This window comes from Comamonas sp. E6, assembly GCF_001010305.1.
GTDB lineage: Bacteria > Pseudomonadota > Gammaproteobacteria > Burkholderiales > Burkholderiaceae_C > Comamonas > Comamonas thiooxydans.
Genome location: NZ_BBXH01000015.1, coordinates 14,502 through 28,180, shown reverse-complemented (window position 1 = coordinate 28,180; position 13,679 = coordinate 14,502). Strand labels below are relative to the sequence as shown.

16 protein-coding genes and 1 tRNA gene are annotated in these 13,679 nt (G+C 61.0%); 1 reads left to right on the top strand and 16 read right to left on the bottom strand.

Annotated elements, in window-relative coordinates:
• Window positions 1–54 precede the first annotated feature (54 nt).
• Window positions 55–131 (top strand) — tRNA-Val (locus CSE6_RS13975).
• A gap of 336 nt (window positions 132–467) precedes the next feature.
• Here CSE6_RS13975 and ccmI read toward each other — a convergent pair.
• The 16 genes from ccmI to CSE6_RS13895 form a co-directional block, all read right to left on the bottom strand.
• Entirely contained in the window at window positions 468–1,739 is a 1,272-nt protein-coding gene (gene ccmI / locus CSE6_RS13970) for a c-type cytochrome biogenesis protein CcmI (RefSeq protein ID WP_059440771.1), read from the bottom strand.
• A complete protein-coding gene (locus CSE6_RS13965; protein WP_045839013.1) occupies window positions 1,736–2,209 on the bottom strand; it encodes a cytochrome c-type biogenesis protein in 474 nt (157 codons plus the stop codon). Before CSE6_RS13965 ends, ccmI begins: the two co-directional genes overlap by 4 nt.
• Window positions 2,206–2,724 (bottom strand): DsbE family thiol:disulfide interchange protein, encoded by a 519-nt coding sequence (locus CSE6_RS13960; RefSeq protein WP_034351930.1) that lies wholly within the window; start codon window positions 2,722–2,724, stop codon window positions 2,206–2,208. The genes CSE6_RS13965 and CSE6_RS13960 overlap by 4 nt, the downstream gene beginning before the upstream one ends.
• Complete coding sequence (locus tag CSE6_RS13955; protein ID WP_045839012.1) at window positions 2,724–4,730, bottom strand: heme lyase CcmF/NrfE family subunit; 2,007 nt, start codon at window positions 4,728–4,730, stop codon at window positions 2,724–2,726. Before CSE6_RS13955 ends, CSE6_RS13960 begins: the two co-directional genes overlap by 1 nt.
• A complete protein-coding gene (ccmE, locus tag CSE6_RS13950; RefSeq protein ID WP_045839011.1) occupies window positions 4,727–5,239 on the bottom strand; it encodes a cytochrome c maturation protein CcmE in 513 nt (170 codons plus the stop codon). The genes CSE6_RS13955 and ccmE overlap by 4 nt, the downstream gene beginning before the upstream one ends.
• Entirely contained in the window at window positions 5,236–5,379 is a 144-nt protein-coding gene (gene ccmD / locus CSE6_RS13945) for a heme exporter protein CcmD (protein WP_012838106.1), read from the bottom strand. The genes ccmE and ccmD overlap by 4 nt, the downstream gene beginning before the upstream one ends.
• Complete coding sequence (gene ccmC, locus CSE6_RS13940; RefSeq protein WP_197577693.1) at window positions 5,379–6,140, bottom strand: heme ABC transporter permease CcmC; 762 nt, start codon at window positions 6,138–6,140, stop codon at window positions 5,379–5,381. The genes ccmD and ccmC overlap by 1 nt, the downstream gene beginning before the upstream one ends.
• Before the next feature lies 1 nt (window position 6,141).
• A complete protein-coding gene (gene ccmB, locus CSE6_RS13935; RefSeq protein WP_238585708.1) occupies window positions 6,142–6,738 on the bottom strand; it encodes a heme exporter protein CcmB in 597 nt (198 codons plus the stop codon).
• Between the two features lie 53 nt (window positions 6,739–6,791).
• Window positions 6,792–7,481: a heme ABC exporter ATP-binding protein CcmA gene (ccmA, locus tag CSE6_RS13930; RefSeq protein ID WP_045839010.1), complete on the bottom strand. Its 690-nt coding sequence runs from the start codon at window positions 7,479–7,481 to the stop codon at window positions 6,792–6,794.
• A gap of 4 nt (window positions 7,482–7,485) precedes the next feature.
• Window positions 7,486–8,133 carry a cytochrome c3 family protein gene (locus tag CSE6_RS13925; RefSeq protein ID WP_003070157.1) on the bottom strand — a complete coding sequence of 216 codons (648 nt, stop codon included), beginning with the start codon at window positions 8,131–8,133 and terminating at the stop codon, window positions 7,486–7,488.
• A 24-nt stretch (window positions 8,134–8,157) separates the two neighbouring features.
• Window positions 8,158–8,664: a nitrate reductase cytochrome c-type subunit gene (locus CSE6_RS13920; protein ID WP_034351940.1), complete on the bottom strand. Its 507-nt coding sequence runs from the start codon at window positions 8,662–8,664 to the stop codon at window positions 8,158–8,160.
• A gap of 17 nt (window positions 8,665–8,681) precedes the next feature.
• Window positions 8,682–11,171, bottom strand: coding sequence for a periplasmic nitrate reductase subunit alpha (gene napA / locus CSE6_RS13915; RefSeq protein WP_034351942.1), 2,490 nt, complete (start codon window positions 11,169–11,171; stop codon window positions 8,682–8,684).
• Window positions 11,164–11,466 carry a chaperone NapD gene (locus CSE6_RS13910; protein ID WP_223305786.1) on the bottom strand — a complete coding sequence of 101 codons (303 nt, stop codon included), beginning with the start codon at window positions 11,464–11,466 and terminating at the stop codon, window positions 11,164–11,166. Before CSE6_RS13910 ends, napA begins: the two co-directional genes overlap by 8 nt.
• Window positions 11,459–11,620, bottom strand: a complete 162-nt coding sequence (napE, locus tag CSE6_RS13905; protein WP_003070148.1) for a periplasmic nitrate reductase, NapE protein — start codon at window positions 11,618–11,620, stop codon at window positions 11,459–11,461. The genes CSE6_RS13910 and napE overlap by 8 nt, the downstream gene beginning before the upstream one ends.
• Before the next feature lie 759 nt (window positions 11,621–12,379).
• Entirely contained in the window at window positions 12,380–12,844 is a 465-nt protein-coding gene (locus CSE6_RS13900) for a nuclear transport factor 2 family protein (protein WP_034377518.1), read from the bottom strand.
• Window positions 12,845–12,862: 18 nt separating this feature from the next.
• Entirely contained in the window at window positions 12,863–13,657 is a 795-nt protein-coding gene (locus tag CSE6_RS13895; RefSeq protein ID WP_034392507.1) for an SDR family oxidoreductase, read from the bottom strand.
• Between the last annotated feature and the right edge of the window lie 22 nt (window positions 13,658–13,679).

The following is a 13,679-nucleotide window of genomic DNA, read 5'->3' as shown; positions in this document are numbered from 1 at the left end:
CTCAAAAAATGAGTGAAAAACCCGTGCTACAATTGCTTCATCGAACAGAACAACAGGCGCGTAGCTCAGCTGGTTAGAGCACCACCTTGACATGGTGGGGGTCGTTGGTTCGAGTCCAATCGCGCCTACCAAACGTGCAGACGAAACCAGAGTTTGCAACAGAAAATGCCCGCTGAAAAGCGGGCATTTTCTGTTTTGCCGGTACGAAGCCGTTAGCGGAAAACGGCATTCAAGCAGACGTTTTGTCGCAGCTGTCGGTTGATTTCTGCCTGTGTCCAGATCGCGCATCCCGATCACCGTCCAGAGCGGAGTCGTGGTTCAGGATTGAGCCGCCCCTCGCAATATAGCGGCTCTTGACTCCGTATTCCGATTCGCTGTCACAGCACATGCATGACGGCTCAATGCCTGCACCAGAGATGCAATAACGCACGTTGTCTGCCTGGCTGCTTTCAGTCGAGACACACTTGCTAGAAAGCCGGATTCAATTCCAGCAGCAAGTTCGAGGAGCCGGGAGTCACCGAGAGCGACTGGCTGTAGATATCTCCTGCTCGTGGCATGGCTTGGCCGTCCAGCGACAGCCGCGCCTGCAAACGTAGCTCCGGGAATGACGACAGCGAAACTGCAGGATCGAGCAGGTTCTCCGGTCCCAGCGTGAAATGTGTCGGCAGGGCGGTCGCAGGCAGGCGCAGCACTGCCACAGGCCGGGGGTGACCGTCGGCGCGAGCCACGACAAAGACCTGAGCCCTGGCCAACCGGGACAGTTCAGATGGATTGGCCTTGGAGGCTGCCCATCGCAATTCTCCGCTCAGGCTGCTCTTGGATGCGGCCGCAGTTTTGGCAGTGATGCTCGAGCTGTCTTCAGACGCCAAAGTCTCCAGCTTGAGCAGGTCGTCCTGCACGCGCAGCGCCATGTCCGATCCGGGCTCCAGCTGCGCCAGCAGGGCCCGCCAATGCTTGCCCGCTTCATCCAGCTGGCCATGGCGCACGGCGGCACTGCCGGCAAGGGCCAGCGCCTTGGGTTGGCTCGGCTGCAACTGCAGTGCCTGGGCGATGGCCGTGCCGGCCTCGCCATCCAGATCACCGCCCTGGGCCGATGCCAGCGCGTCGGCCAGATCGGCCCATAACCTCGCCTGGACTTCCTCATCCATCGCGCTACGCCGCGCCTCCTGCAAAGCCTGCCGGTATGCCTGGGCCGCAGCGTCAAATAGCTCCAGAGTCTCATAGGAGCGGGCCAGCATCACCCAGCCAGGCAGGTTCCGGGGTTGTTCCTCAAGACGCCGGGCCAGCCCATCCACCATGGCCTGCACTTGCGTATCGCCCGCGCCGTCTCCGTGCGCGTCGGGCTGTTCCTGCGCCAGCTGCGCCGCAGCCTTTGGGTCACCCACCTGCAGGTACAAAGCGAACGCGGCGACAGGGAGCAGCACCGCCAACAACAGCGCGCTGCCACGGCGCAGCCATGGACTTTGGCGCCAGGCGACTGATGCTCGGGGTCTGTCCAGTTCTCTGAGCAGACGCCGCTGCAGTTCTTCGACCGCTTGAGCGTGGTCGGTCTCGCTCAGGCGCCCCCCTGAGCGCTCCAGCTTCAGCTCGGTCAACTGGGCCTGGTAGAGGCGGCGCAGCGCTTCATCAGGATCGCTGGCGGGCGATGGGGCCTCGGCCAGCAGAGGCGGCAGCAGTACAGCCAGGCTCAGAAGCATCAGGGCGGTGGCACCCAGCCACAACCAGTGCATGGCGCTCATTGGCGTTCCTCCTTCGAGGTCGTGTCCAGCCATTGACGTGCACGGTCCCGTTGCTGCGGAGTTAGTGGCTCGTCCGGCATGCTCCTTTGGCGCAGTGTGCGCCGCAGCAGGACAAAGCCGCCCAGCGCGGCAAGGAACGGGCTGCTCCACAGCAACCAGGTCGATGGCTTCCAGGGCGGGTTGTAGCGCACAAAGGAGCCATAGCGCTGTTCGAAGAAGTTGATCACCTGCTCATTGCTATGGCCCTGCTCGAGCTGGTTGCGGATCTCGCGGCGCATGTCCTCGGCCATGGGGGCACGCGATTCGGCCACGGTCTGGTTCTGGCAGACGACACAGCGAAGCTGAGCGGCCAGCGCCATTTCACGATCCAGCAGTTCCTGGTCCCGAGCGGTCTGCCCGGCCTGGGCCAGCATTGCCATGCAGGCCAGCAAGGCCGCTGTGAAGGCAGCGCCGATACTTCGCGGTTTCATTGCAGACTCCTGATGACCGGCAGGAGCCGATCGCGCCATATCTCTGCGGTTACCGGGCCTACGTGGCGATAGCGCACGCGGCCCTGGCTGTCGATGACAAAGGTTTCCGGCACTCCCTGGATGCCGAAGTCCATGCCCACGCGGCCATCGCCGTCGATGGCTGAAGCTCGGTAGGGGTTGCCCGCCACCCGCAGCAGCGCGCGAGCCTTGTCCGGCTGATCCTTGTAGTTCAGGCCGTAGACGGCGACCGCGTCGCGCTTCGAGAGTTCGGCCAATACGGGTAGCTCCTGCCGGCAGGGGGCGCACCATGAGGCCCAGACATTGAGCAACCAGGCCCGGCCTCGCAGGTCCTGCAGATGCAGGACTTGCTGCTGATCTTCGAGCAGAGGGCGGTCTATGGCCGGTGCGGGCTGTTCCAGCAGCGCCGAAGGCAGGGCCCGTGGGTCACGCTGCAGGCCAAGCCCGAGCATGATGGCCAGGCCTAAAAATATTGCCAGGGGCAGGACAAAGCGCATCAGACAGCTCCTTGCAGGGCCGGAGCGCCGGACTGGCGATGCGCTCGCTGCTTGGCTGTACGAAAGCGCCGGTCCATAAGGCTCAGGCCCGCGCCCAGCGCCATCATCAGCGTGCCTATCCAGACCCAGTCCATGAAAGGCTTGACCTGTAGGCGCACGGTCCAGCGCAGGCCTTGATCGTCCAGTGGATCGCCCAGGGCCACGAAAACGTCGCGTGTCCAGCCGCTGTCAATGGCGGCCTGGCTCAGCGCCATGCCCTGGGCGCGGTAAACCCGCTTCTCGGGAAACATGCTCCAGCTGTCCTGCCCCGCTCGACTGACAGTGAATTGGGCACGCTGCGCGTCATAGTTGGGGCCGGCTGTCGGACCAAGGCTGTCGAAGCGGAAGCGGTAGCCACCCGCCTCGGCAGTCTCACCCTGCGCCAGCGTGGTTTCGTGCCGGCTCTCCAGCCCGTCGGCCAGGCTTACCGCCAGCACGAACACGCCCGCACCGGCATGGGCCATCAGCATGCCCCACCAGCCCCAGGGCTGGCGCGAAAGGCGCTGGCCCAGATTGCTGATTTCCAGGCCTTGCCCCAGGCGCTGCCAGATATGGGCCAGTGTGCTGAGCAGGCACCACAGGCCCAGGGCTAGGCCCAGCAAGGTGGCCGGGGACAGGCGCACACCCATCCAGCCGCCTGCCAGTGCCAGCACTGCAGAGCAGGCAAGGCTCAGCACGAGGGCCACGCGAAGGCGCCGCCACAGCTCGCCAACCAGGCTGCTCTTCCAGCGCGCCACCGTGCCCACGCCCATCAGGGCCAGGGCCGGCAGCACCAAAGGCAAAAAGACGGCCTGGAAGTACGGCGGCCCCACGGAGATCTTCTCGCCGCTCAGCACATCGAGCGCCAGCGGGTACAGCGTGCCTATAAGTACCGCCAGCGCGGCAGCGGTGAAGAGCACGTTGTTGATCAGCAAAAAGGTTTCGCGCGAGAGCATGGCAAATTCCCCGGAGCCGCGGCCCAGCTCCGGTGCGCGCCAGGCGAACAGCCACAGCGATGCTCCCACCACAGCCACGATGAAGCACAGGATGAAGAGCCCCCGCCCTGGGTCCACGGCAAAGGCATGAACCGAGGTAAGCACGCCTGAGCGCACGAGAAAGGTACCCAGCAGGCTCAGCGAAAATGCGCAGATGGCCAGCAGGGCCGACCAGCTGCGGAAGGCACCGCGCTGGTCGGTCACGATCAGCGAATGAAGCAGGGCCGTACCCACCAGCCAGGGCATGAAAGAGGCGTTTTCCACCGGGTCCCAGAACCACCAGCCGCCCCAGCCCAGTACGTAATAGGCCCAGGCGCTGCCCAGCAGAATGCCCAGTGTGAGAAAGCCCCAGGCCGCCAGCGTCCAGGAACGCGACCAGCGCGCCCAGGCTGCACCCAGCTCGCCCGAGATCAGTGCCGCAAGTGCGAACGCAAAGGGCACGGCAAAGCCCACATAGCCCATGTACAGCAGCGGCGGATGCAGCACCATGCCGGGATCCTGCAGCAAGGGGTTGAGGTCCTTGCCTTGCGCTGCCGCCGGGATCAGGCGTGCAAACGGGTTGGAGAGAAACAGCAGGAACAGCAGCAGGCCCACGCTGATCCATCCCAGCACCGCGAGCACGCGCGCCACGAAGGCCGGCGGCAGGTCTCGGCTGCGCCAGGCCACCGCCAGGGTCCAGCCCGAGAGCATGAGCTGCCACAGCAGCATGGAGCCTTCATGACCACCCCAGAACGCTGCCAGCTTGTAGGCCATGGGCAGGTCGCTATGCGAATTGGCCGCCACATACAGCACCGAGAAGTCTCCGCGCCAGAAGCACCAGAACAGGCTGGCCGAAGACAGCACGCACAACGCGCATAGCAAAAAGGCTGCGGGCCGGGCTAGCCTTACCCAGCCCGCCAGTCCCCAGTGGGCACCGGCCAGCGGCAGCACCGCCAGCAGCACTGCCGTAACCAGGGCCAGTACCAGGGCGAACACGCCAAGTTCAGCGATCATGTGCGGCCTCCGCTGGAGACGGCACCGGCGCTGTCCTGGCCGGCTTCCCTGACGGTGGCGTCGTCGGCAGACTTCTCCGACGGCTTGCCGGCGGCGTTTTTCAATGCATGGGCCGCTTCGGGCGGCATGTAGTTCTCGTCGTGCTTGGCCAGCACCTCGGAGGCCTGGAAGGCACCGTCCGCCTGCATACGGCCCGATACGACCACACCTTTGCCCTCGCGGAACAGGTCGGGCAGCAATCCTCGATACTGCACAGGCACACTGCGCACTTCATCAGTCACGGCAAAGCGCAGCAGCATTCCGTCGCCGCTGCGCTGCAGTGAGCCAGGCTCCACAAGGCCTCCCAGGCGAAAGGCCGCACCATGCGGAACCTCACCCGCATGAACCTGGCTGGGGCTGTAGAAGAACATCACATTGGAGTTGAGCGCTCGCAGCACCAGCGTGACGGCTGCGGCCATCAGCGCAAGTCCTGCCAACACCCACAGCAGGCGACGCTGGCGCGGCTTCATGGGTTCTCCCTGGCTTCGAGTCCGGACGCGGCTTCAGCCTTCAGGCGACGGCTGCGCACAAAGATGCTGACCAGCTCGATACCCAGCGCCATCGCGCTCACACCGTAGGCCAGAGCAATGAAAAAAGCATGATCCTGCATTACAGACTCTCCTCGCGGGCTCGCTCCAGAATCAGGCAACGTGCCCGTACCAGGGCGACGGCCAGCGTATAGGCCCAGCAGGCCAGCGCCATCAGCAGCATGCCGGCCAGCATGGTGTGTGTCATGCTGGGAGCTGTATCCATGCGGATACTCGCACCCTGATGCAGGGTGCTCCACCACTGAACCGAGAAATAGATGATGGGAACATTGACCACACCAGCAAGCAGCACGATGGCGCCAGCGCCATCGGCCCGACGCGAATCCTCTATGGCCGAGACCATGGCCATATAGCCCAGATACAGGAACAGCAGGATCAGCTCCGACGTCAGGCGGGCATCCCATACCCACCAGGCTCCCCAGGTAGGCTTGCCCCAGGCAGCCCCGGTCCACAAGGCGATGGCTGTGAACAAGGCTCCCGTGGGGGCCAGGGCCCTTGCCAGCAGGGGGGAGAGACGGGTGCCGTAAATCAACCCCAGGGCAGCATGGAGCGCTGCCACCAGATAGATGAACATGGACATCCAGGCGGCCGGCACATGCAAAAAGATGATGCGGTAGACCTCGCCCTGTTGGTGATCCGTAGGTGCCAGTCCAAATCCGACCCATAGACCCGCAGCAGCCAGCACGGCAGCCAGCACGGCCATCCAGGGCCAGACTCGACCCGCCCAGTGGTAAAAAATCGGGGGCGAGGTCAGTTGGCGCCATTTGCGGCCGCTGGACCCTGCCGCAGGCGTCGGTGATGCATTGGAAGTAAGGGAATTCATATCACTCCAGCGCGAGGCGCAAGGCCGCTGCTATAGCCCAGGGGCCGGCCAGTAACGCCAGGCACAGGCAGGCCCCCAGCAGATTGAGAGCAGGCGCTGCACTCAGCCCTTGCTGCGCCTGGGCCACGGCATGGCTGCCAAAGATCAGGATGGGCACGCTCAGCGGCAGCACCACCAGAGCCAGCAGCAACTGCCCCCGCACACCCAGTGTCAGTGCTGCGCCCAGAGCCGCCAGCAGGCACAGGCTGGGCGTTCCCAGGGCCAGCGATGCCAGCAGAATGCTGACCACCGTCCCATCCAGGCCGTACTGCCAACCCAGCAAGGGAGCCACCAGCAACAATGGCAACACACCCAGCAACCAGTGCGTGGCCACCTTGAGGCCCACCAGCAGCGAAAGGGGCGCAGGCGCCAGCAACCATTGCTCCAGCGACCCGTCGGCCATGTCGCTCTCGAACAGCCGGTGCTGCCCCTGCAGCACGGCCAGCAAGGCCGCGACCCACACAATGCCCGGCGCAATCTGCCTCAGCAGGGGGGCGTCCGGCCCCAAAGCCAAGGGGAAAAGACTGCCCACCAGCACGAAAAAGAACAGCCCGCCCAAGGCATCGGAAGGCCTTCGAGCGGCCAATTTCAACTCTCTTGCGCACACAGCTCTCAGCAAACAGCCACCTGCTCATTCATTGCCGTCGTGACCACGGAGCGGGATAAGTCCAGTATCGACACCCGGGGCGTCGGCAGCACCAGGTTGCGGTGCGAAGCCACCACGGCCATTCCTCCTGAGGCCAGATGCTGCTCCAGTGCCTCGACCAGATATTGTTCGCCCTGGACATCCAGACAGTTGTCGGGTTCGTCCAGCAACCAAAGCGGACGCTCGCCCAGTAAAACACGGGCCAGCCCCAGTCGCCGACGCTGACCCTGGGACAGTCGGCCAAAAGGCCGTGCGACGACTCCCGTCAACGACAAGGCCTGCAAAACGGCTTGCACGCGTGCTTCATTCCAGCTCACAGCCATCAGATCCAGCGCAAAGCGCAGATTCTCCATCCCTGTCAAGGTGTCGCTCATTCCTGCCTGATGTCCCATATAGGCCAGTTGCCGCTGGTAGGCTGGATCCTGAGGGGACAGCGTACCGCCGCACCACTGGAGGCTTCCAGTACGCCATGGCAGAAGGCCGGCCAGACAACGCAGCAGGCTGCTCTTGCCCGCGCCGTTATGACCTCTGAGCATCAGGAGTTGACCGTCACCGAGTTCCAAGCCCAGATCGCGCAGCACCACTCGGCCGCCGCGTACACAACCCAGGCCGGATATACAAAGAAATCTGGAAGCAGCCGTGCCCAAGCCATTCATCCCGCTACTGCACCGACGCAACCGAAGCCTCAGCTGGCCCAGGTACTTTCTGACCTGGCGTGTCGCTGGGGCCCTGTCCGGGAGGAATGTGAGGCAGTTTGTGGGCAATGCCCTTGTGACAGTCGATACAGGTTTTTTCCTTGCTGGCCAAATAGGTGCTGTGCATGTTCTGTGCACGCAAACTCTGCCGCGTCATATCCATGGAGTCGTAGTTATGGCAGTTGCGGCACTCCAGAGAATCATTGGCCTTGAAGCGAGCCCACTCGTGCTGCGCCAACTCCAGCCGCTTGGCTTCGAATTTTTCAGGCGTGTCGATTGTTCCGAAGATCTTGCCCCACACTTCCTTGGAGGCCTGCATCTTGCGAGCGATCTTGTCAGTCCAGTCGTGCGGCACATGACAGTTGGAGCACACGGCACGTACGCCCGAGCGGTTGGTGTAGTGGATCGTGCTCTTGAGTTCTGCAAACACGTTGTCCCGCATCTCGTGACAACCCGTGCAGAATTTCTCCGTATTGGTCAGCTCCATGGCGGTATTGAACGCGCCCCAGAAGAGGATGCCGCCGATGAAACCGCCGATGGTCAGAAAGCCCAGGCTGAAATGTACGCTGGGGCGGCGGATCACCGCCCAGTAGCGCTTGAGAAGTGTCAACATAGATGAGCCTCGTGCGCCGCAGCGTCAGTTTTTCTTGGATGTCTTGCCCGACTGGGACTGCAGGGCCTTCAGGATCACGGTATCCACATCTTCGAAGGTGTTGCTGACCAGAGGGCGGACGGCATCCTGAGCCACATGGCATTGCTGGCAGAAGTAGCGTCGCGTGGACACCTGCCCCAACATGCGCCCGTCGCGGTCCATATAGTGTGTGACCGATACCGGCACTGCCTGCGAGATCTCGGCCTTGGTTCGCGAATGGCAGTCCATGCATTTGTTGAAGTTCTTGTCCACCTGGTAGCCGTCCACGCGATGAGGGATCGTGGGCGGTTGCCAGGTGTAGTTGCGCGTGCGGCGCACGTCATCATTGACGGCATTGCCAAGCACTGGCGGCTTGGTTGCCTGCATGATGGGCGTGGGGCCACGCGCCGAGTCATAGAAGGTCTCCGCGATGGCGGCTGGCGTCCAGGCCATACCTATATTGAGCATGAGCAGCATGCCCACAAGCCGGACGAGTTTGCGGAAGAAGTTCATGGTCAACCTCTCTTTCGTCAAACCTTGGTGATCTTCACAGCGCACTTCTTGAAGTCCGTCTGCAACGAAATCGGGTCGGTAGCATCCAGCGTCACCTTGTTGATCAGCTGGCTGGCGTCGAACCAGGGGACATAGACCAATCCGCGCGGAGGCTTGTTGCGGCCGCGCGTCTCGACGCGCGTGCGCATGGAGCCGCGCCGCGAGGACAGCTCAACTTCGCTGCCGCGGCGCACGCCCAGTGCCTTGGCATCGTCAGGGTGCATGTAGCACAGTGCGTTAGGCACGGCACGATGCAGCTCGGGTACGCGCCGGGTCATGGATCCTGAGTGCCAGTGTTCAAGCACTCGGCCCGTGGAAAGCCAGAACGGGTAATCCTTGTCCGGAGCCTCCGCCGGTGGTTCGTACGGCAAGGCAAAGATGTTGGCCTTGCCGTCGATATTTCCGTAGAACTGGTAGCCCGTACCGGCTTTCACATAGGGGTCCGAGCCTTCGCGGTAACGCCAGAGCGTTTCCTTGCCGTTGACCACGGGCCAGCGCATGCCGCGCACCTTGTGGTACTGGTCGAACGGTGCCAGATCGTGGCCATGGCCACGGCCGAACGAGGCGTACTCCTCGAACAGACCTTTTTGCGGATAGAAGCCAAAGGCCTTGGCTTCCTCGTTTTCATAGGCGGGGTCCATGTCGGCCAAGGGGAACTTGTCCACGTTGCCGTTGCGGTACAGCACCTCGAACAGGGTCTTGCCGCGCAGCTGGGGCTTCTTGGCCAGCAGTTCCTCGGGCCAGACTTCCTCGACCTTGAAACGCTTGGAAAACTCCATCAATTGCCACAGGTCGGAGCGCGCCTCACCAGGAGCCTTGACCAACTGGTGCCAAAAGTGGGTGCGGCGCTCTGCATTGCCGTAGGCGCCTTCCTTTTCAACCCACATGGCCGACGGCAAGATCAGATCGGCGGCTACGGCTGTGACTGTGGGGTAGACATCGGAGACCACCACGAAATTGTCAGGATTGCGGTAGCCCGGGTAGCCTTCCTGCGCCAGGTTGGCGCCGGCCTGTATGTTGTTGTTGACCATCACCCAGTAGGCATTGAGCCTGCCGTCCTTGAGCGCACGGTTTTGTTCCACGGCATGGTAGCCGGGCTTGGGTGGAATCGTGCCTTCGGGCAGCTTCCAGATGGTTTCAGCAGTCTTGCGATGCTCTGGGTTCGTCACCACCATGTCCGCAGGCAGGCGGTGCGAGAAAGTGCCCACCTCACGAGCCGTTCCGCAGGCAGAAGGCTGACCCGTCAGTGAGAACGGGCTGTTGCCGGGTGTGGCGATCTTGCCCAGCAGCAGGTGGATGTTGTAGACCATGTTGTTGGCCCATACACCGCGTGTGTGCTGGTTGAAACCCATGGTCCAGAACGACACCACCTTGCTGTTGGGGTCTGCATAGAGCTCGGCAAGAGCCTTGAGACGGTTGGCCGGTACACCCGTGAGCTTGGTTGTGTACTCGAGCGTATAGGTGGATACGAACTTGGCGTATTCCTCGTAGTTTATGGACTTGGCGCCGTTGGGGTCCTTGGCGTTCTTGGCAGCCTTCTGCAGGGGATGCTCGGGACGCAGCCCGTAGCCGATATCGGTGTTGCCGAGCTTGAAATTGCAGTGCTTGGAGACAAAGTCCTTGTTGACCCTGCCTGTGGTGATGATGTGGTTGGCGATGTAGTTGAGTATGGCCAGGTCGGTCTGAGGCTTGAAGGTCAGAGACATGTCCGCCAGCTCATACGAGCGGTGCTCGAAGGTGGACAGCACGGCCACCTTCACGCCCGGTGTGGACAGGCGCCTGTCGGTCACGCGCGTCCACAGCACCGGATGCATTTCAGCCATGTTCGAGCCCCATAGCACAAAGGCAGTCGCGGCTTCGATGTCGTCATAGCAACCCATGGGCTCGTCCATGCCAAAGGTGCGCATGAAGCCGGCAACTGCCGAGGCCATGCAGTGCCTTGCATTGGGATCAATGTTGTTGGTGCGAAAGCCTGCCTTGAACAGCTTGGAGGCGGCATAGCCCTCCCATACCGTCCACTGGCCGGAGCCGAACATGCCCACCGCGTCGGCGCCCTTGGCCTTGAGCGTCTTTTTGAACTGCTCTGCCATGACGTCGAAGGCCGTATCCCAGGAAACCTGCTGGAACTCGCCATCCTTGGCATAGCGACCATTCTTCATGCGCAGCAACGGCTTTGTCAGACGATCACCGCCATACATGATCTTGGACAGGAAGTAACCTTTGACGCAGTTCAGTCCCCGGTTGACCTCGGCCTCAGGGTCACCCTGAGTGGCCACTACGCGGTTGTCCTTGACGGCCACCATGACGCCGCAACCTGTACCGCAAAAGCGGCATGGCGCCTTGGACCACTTCAGGTCGGCAGCCATTGCTCCTGCATCCTGGGACAGAGCTTCTATGGGGATGCCTGCAACGGCCCCTGCGGCTGCGGCCGCAGATTGACGGACAAAATCACGCCTAGTGCTAGTCATGTGTTACCTCTTGGTTTAGCGACTGCCAGTTCTCAACATGTTGATAAACCAGGGACGCGTTGATTACGCCATCAAGCAGCTCAATCTGAGACACGCAATCAAGTATTTCTCTTGCATGGGGCGCTTCCAAGGTCACGACCAACTTGCCGGCCGGATGACTTCCATGTATTTGAGCGCCTTTGATCGTGACGATGCCAGCAGCTACTTGTGCCAATGCCTGGGGAAGCACATGCACAACCAGACTGGTGATATGCAAGTCGGTATGAGTTTCAATGGGCTCAGATTCTTCATGCATGTGGGGGACCACCGATGATCATCTGATAAAACCAGATCGCAAAGCCGTAAGACGCAATCAGTACAACGGCCAATATAGGTGCCATAACAACTGCGAGAAATGCGAAGCTGCGCAATTCCTCGGTACGAGTCGATTCAGGCTGAGGTTCTGTCATTAGCAATCCCCCTTGGCTTGGATGCCTGAGCATCCATGATTTGGCGATAGAGATCCGATAACGAACTTTGCCACGAGATTACCTACAAAATTGACTTGCAACAAGGTTCTTCTCGATTCGTTGCTTTGCATCAATTCCTTCATAAAGATTTCATTGAATCAATTGACATTCAAGTAAATGTCTAGGGATTTGACTAAATAGCCGGCGGAATCAAGCGCGGCTTGGATCAGGCATCTGCAAACTGAATTCGCACCTTAATCTCGCACTGATCCGTTGAAGTTGGGACGTGAAATCTGGCCTGAAACCGATAGCCACCGCCTGCTGCTTGCTTGAAAACCTTGAAACCGTTACTGGATCACCTGACCGCCATAGAGAGGTAATCGGGGTATCGTGCGGCCGTAATCAATGATGGCAATCAGCGGGAGAAAGCCAGGCCTGTACAAGAGATTGCTGCAGATCGTGGATTTAGTGGCTCAATACAGCGCAGGACCTCGCGGCATTCAAGACGCGCTCCTCTCGGCCAGACAGGAAGCGATAACGAGGCTCATGCGAACTCAACCTGGATTTGTGCAAGCTCAAGGCATCACCGTGCCGAGCACGATGTGCGTCGAACCAAAAAAAGCGCTCCACAAAGCGCTTTATAGGAGCAAAAGGATCTAGGAGCAGAGCTTTGCTCCTGCTCGTCCGTCAGCCTGCATTGGACTGCCCCTAGGCATGTCTACCTTCTAAGGGAAAATCCAATTGCAGTCTTAATGTCGCTTATAAGTTGCTCGTAATAGGTCGGGATGTGATGCGACAACCGCTGCTCAGAGGCTCAATCATCTCCAGCAGCCGCTTGTAGCCCGTGCGCTGCACCCGCCACTGACCGGCGACCCTGGTATAGAGGTCCTCATATAGCGCACTGCCGGTGAGTATGGTCTGCTCATCCAGATTGATGAACAGATCATTGAGGTACCAGATGCCGGTGGCCGTGTCACCGTCGACCTTGATTTCCGGTGTATGCCCGTTGTGCATACCAAAGCGCCGATGGGTGAAGGCATTGCGGTAGAAGCTCATGGCTTCATCGATGCCATTGATCTCATACTGGTAAGTCGGGCTGTCGAAGCGAATATGGACATCATCGGCCAGAACGGTTTTCAGAAGCTCCAGATTGCAGGTGTCGATGCCGCGAAAGTAGCGTGCCTTGAGCTGTTTGATTTCTTCAATATCCAGAAGAGTTTGCATGCTGTTCTCCGCTGGAATTTAGTGAGGCAGGTAATGGCCGCCACTGACGTCCAGTTGGGCGCCGGTCACCACGCGCGCATAGTCGCTGGCCAGATACAGCGCGGCGGAGGCGCAATCGGCATCGTCGGGAATCTCGTTGCGCAAGGGAATCTGCTGGGCAATCACATCGACCAGAGATTCCATGGGTACGCCCTGGCGCTTGGCTTCCGCCTGGAAATAGCCTTTGACCGGTGCGCCCCACATCCAGCCGTTGTAGGTGCTGTTGACGCGGATGCCGTAGGGCCCCAGGTCTTCTGCCAGATATTGCACAGCGGTCTTGAGCGCGCCTTTGGATACTGCGTAACCGGCTTCGAGCTGATTGGGGCGGCGCGTTGCCATGGTGTTGATCATCACAATGCTGCCGTCTTTTTGCTTTTTCATCTGCGGCACCACGGCCTGGGTCATGTTCATGGAGCCGTAGAGATTGACTTCCATGACCTTGCGCCAGTCATCCATGGAGGAGTTGCTCGAAGAGCCCCAGGTCCCGTGGGCATAGGCCGAGTTGATCAGCGCATCGATGCGGCCGAACCTGGCAACGGTCAGCTCTGCAAGCCGCTGGCACTGCTCGGGCTGCGAGATATCGGTGGACACTTTGAGCGTCTCGCAGGAGTGGCCGGCATCGCGAATCGCTTGCTCTGCCTCATCGAGCATGGACTGTGTGCGGGCTGCCAGCACCACGGCCTTGGCCTGATATTCCGCCGCGCGCAGGGCGAGCTTGATGCCCATGCCGGGGCCGATGCCAGAGATGATGATGACTTTGTCTTTCAGAAGCATATGGGTCTCCTTGGATATATAG

Coding starts and splice junctions, on each gene's coding strand:
- ccmI (WP_059440771.1), bottom strand. CDS start 1,739: ATGAGCGCCATGCACTGGTTGTGGCTGGGTGCCACCGCCCTGATGCTT.
- CSE6_RS13965 (WP_045839013.1), bottom strand. CDS start 2,209: ATGAAACCGCGAAGTATCGGCGCTGCCTTCACAGCGGCCTTGCTGGCC.
- CSE6_RS13960 (WP_034351930.1), bottom strand. CDS start 2,724: ATGCGCTTTGTCCTGCCCCTGGCAATATTTTTAGGCCTGGCCATCATG.
- CSE6_RS13955 (WP_045839012.1), bottom strand. CDS start 4,730: ATGATCGCTGAACTTGGCGTGTTCGCCCTGGTACTGGCCCTGGTTACG.
- ccmE (WP_045839011.1), bottom strand. CDS start 5,239: ATGAAGCCGCGCCAGCGTCGCCTGCTGTGGGTGTTGGCAGGACTTGCG.
- ccmD (WP_012838106.1), bottom strand. CDS start 5,379: ATGCAGGATCATGCTTTTTTCATTGCTCTGGCCTACGGTGTGAGCGCG.
- ccmC (WP_197577693.1), bottom strand. CDS start 6,140: ATGAATTCCCTTACTTCCAATGCATCACCGACGCCTGCGGCAGGGTCC.
- ccmA (WP_045839010.1), bottom strand. CDS start 7,481: ATGAATGGCTTGGGCACGGCTGCTTCCAGATTTCTTTGTATATCCGGC.
- CSE6_RS13925 (WP_003070157.1), bottom strand. CDS start 8,133: ATGTTGACACTTCTCAAGCGCTACTGGGCGGTGATCCGCCGCCCCAGC.
- CSE6_RS13920 (WP_034351940.1), bottom strand. CDS start 8,664: ATGAACTTCTTCCGCAAACTCGTCCGGCTTGTGGGCATGCTGCTCATG.
- napA (WP_034351942.1), bottom strand. CDS start 11,171: ATGACTAGCACTAGGCGTGATTTTGTCCGTCAATCTGCGGCCGCAGCC.
- CSE6_RS13910 (WP_223305786.1), bottom strand. CDS start 11,466: ATGCATGAAGAATCTGAGCCCATTGAAACTCATACCGACTTGCATATC.
- napE (WP_003070148.1), bottom strand. CDS start 11,620: ATGACAGAACCTCAGCCTGAATCGACTCGTACCGAGGAATTGCGCAGC.
- CSE6_RS13900 (WP_034377518.1), bottom strand. CDS start 12,844: ATGCAAACTCTTCTGGATATTGAAGAAATCAAACAGCTCAAGGCACGC.
- CSE6_RS13895 (WP_034392507.1), bottom strand. CDS start 13,657: ATGCTTCTGAAAGACAAAGTCATCATCATCTCTGGCATCGGCCCCGGC.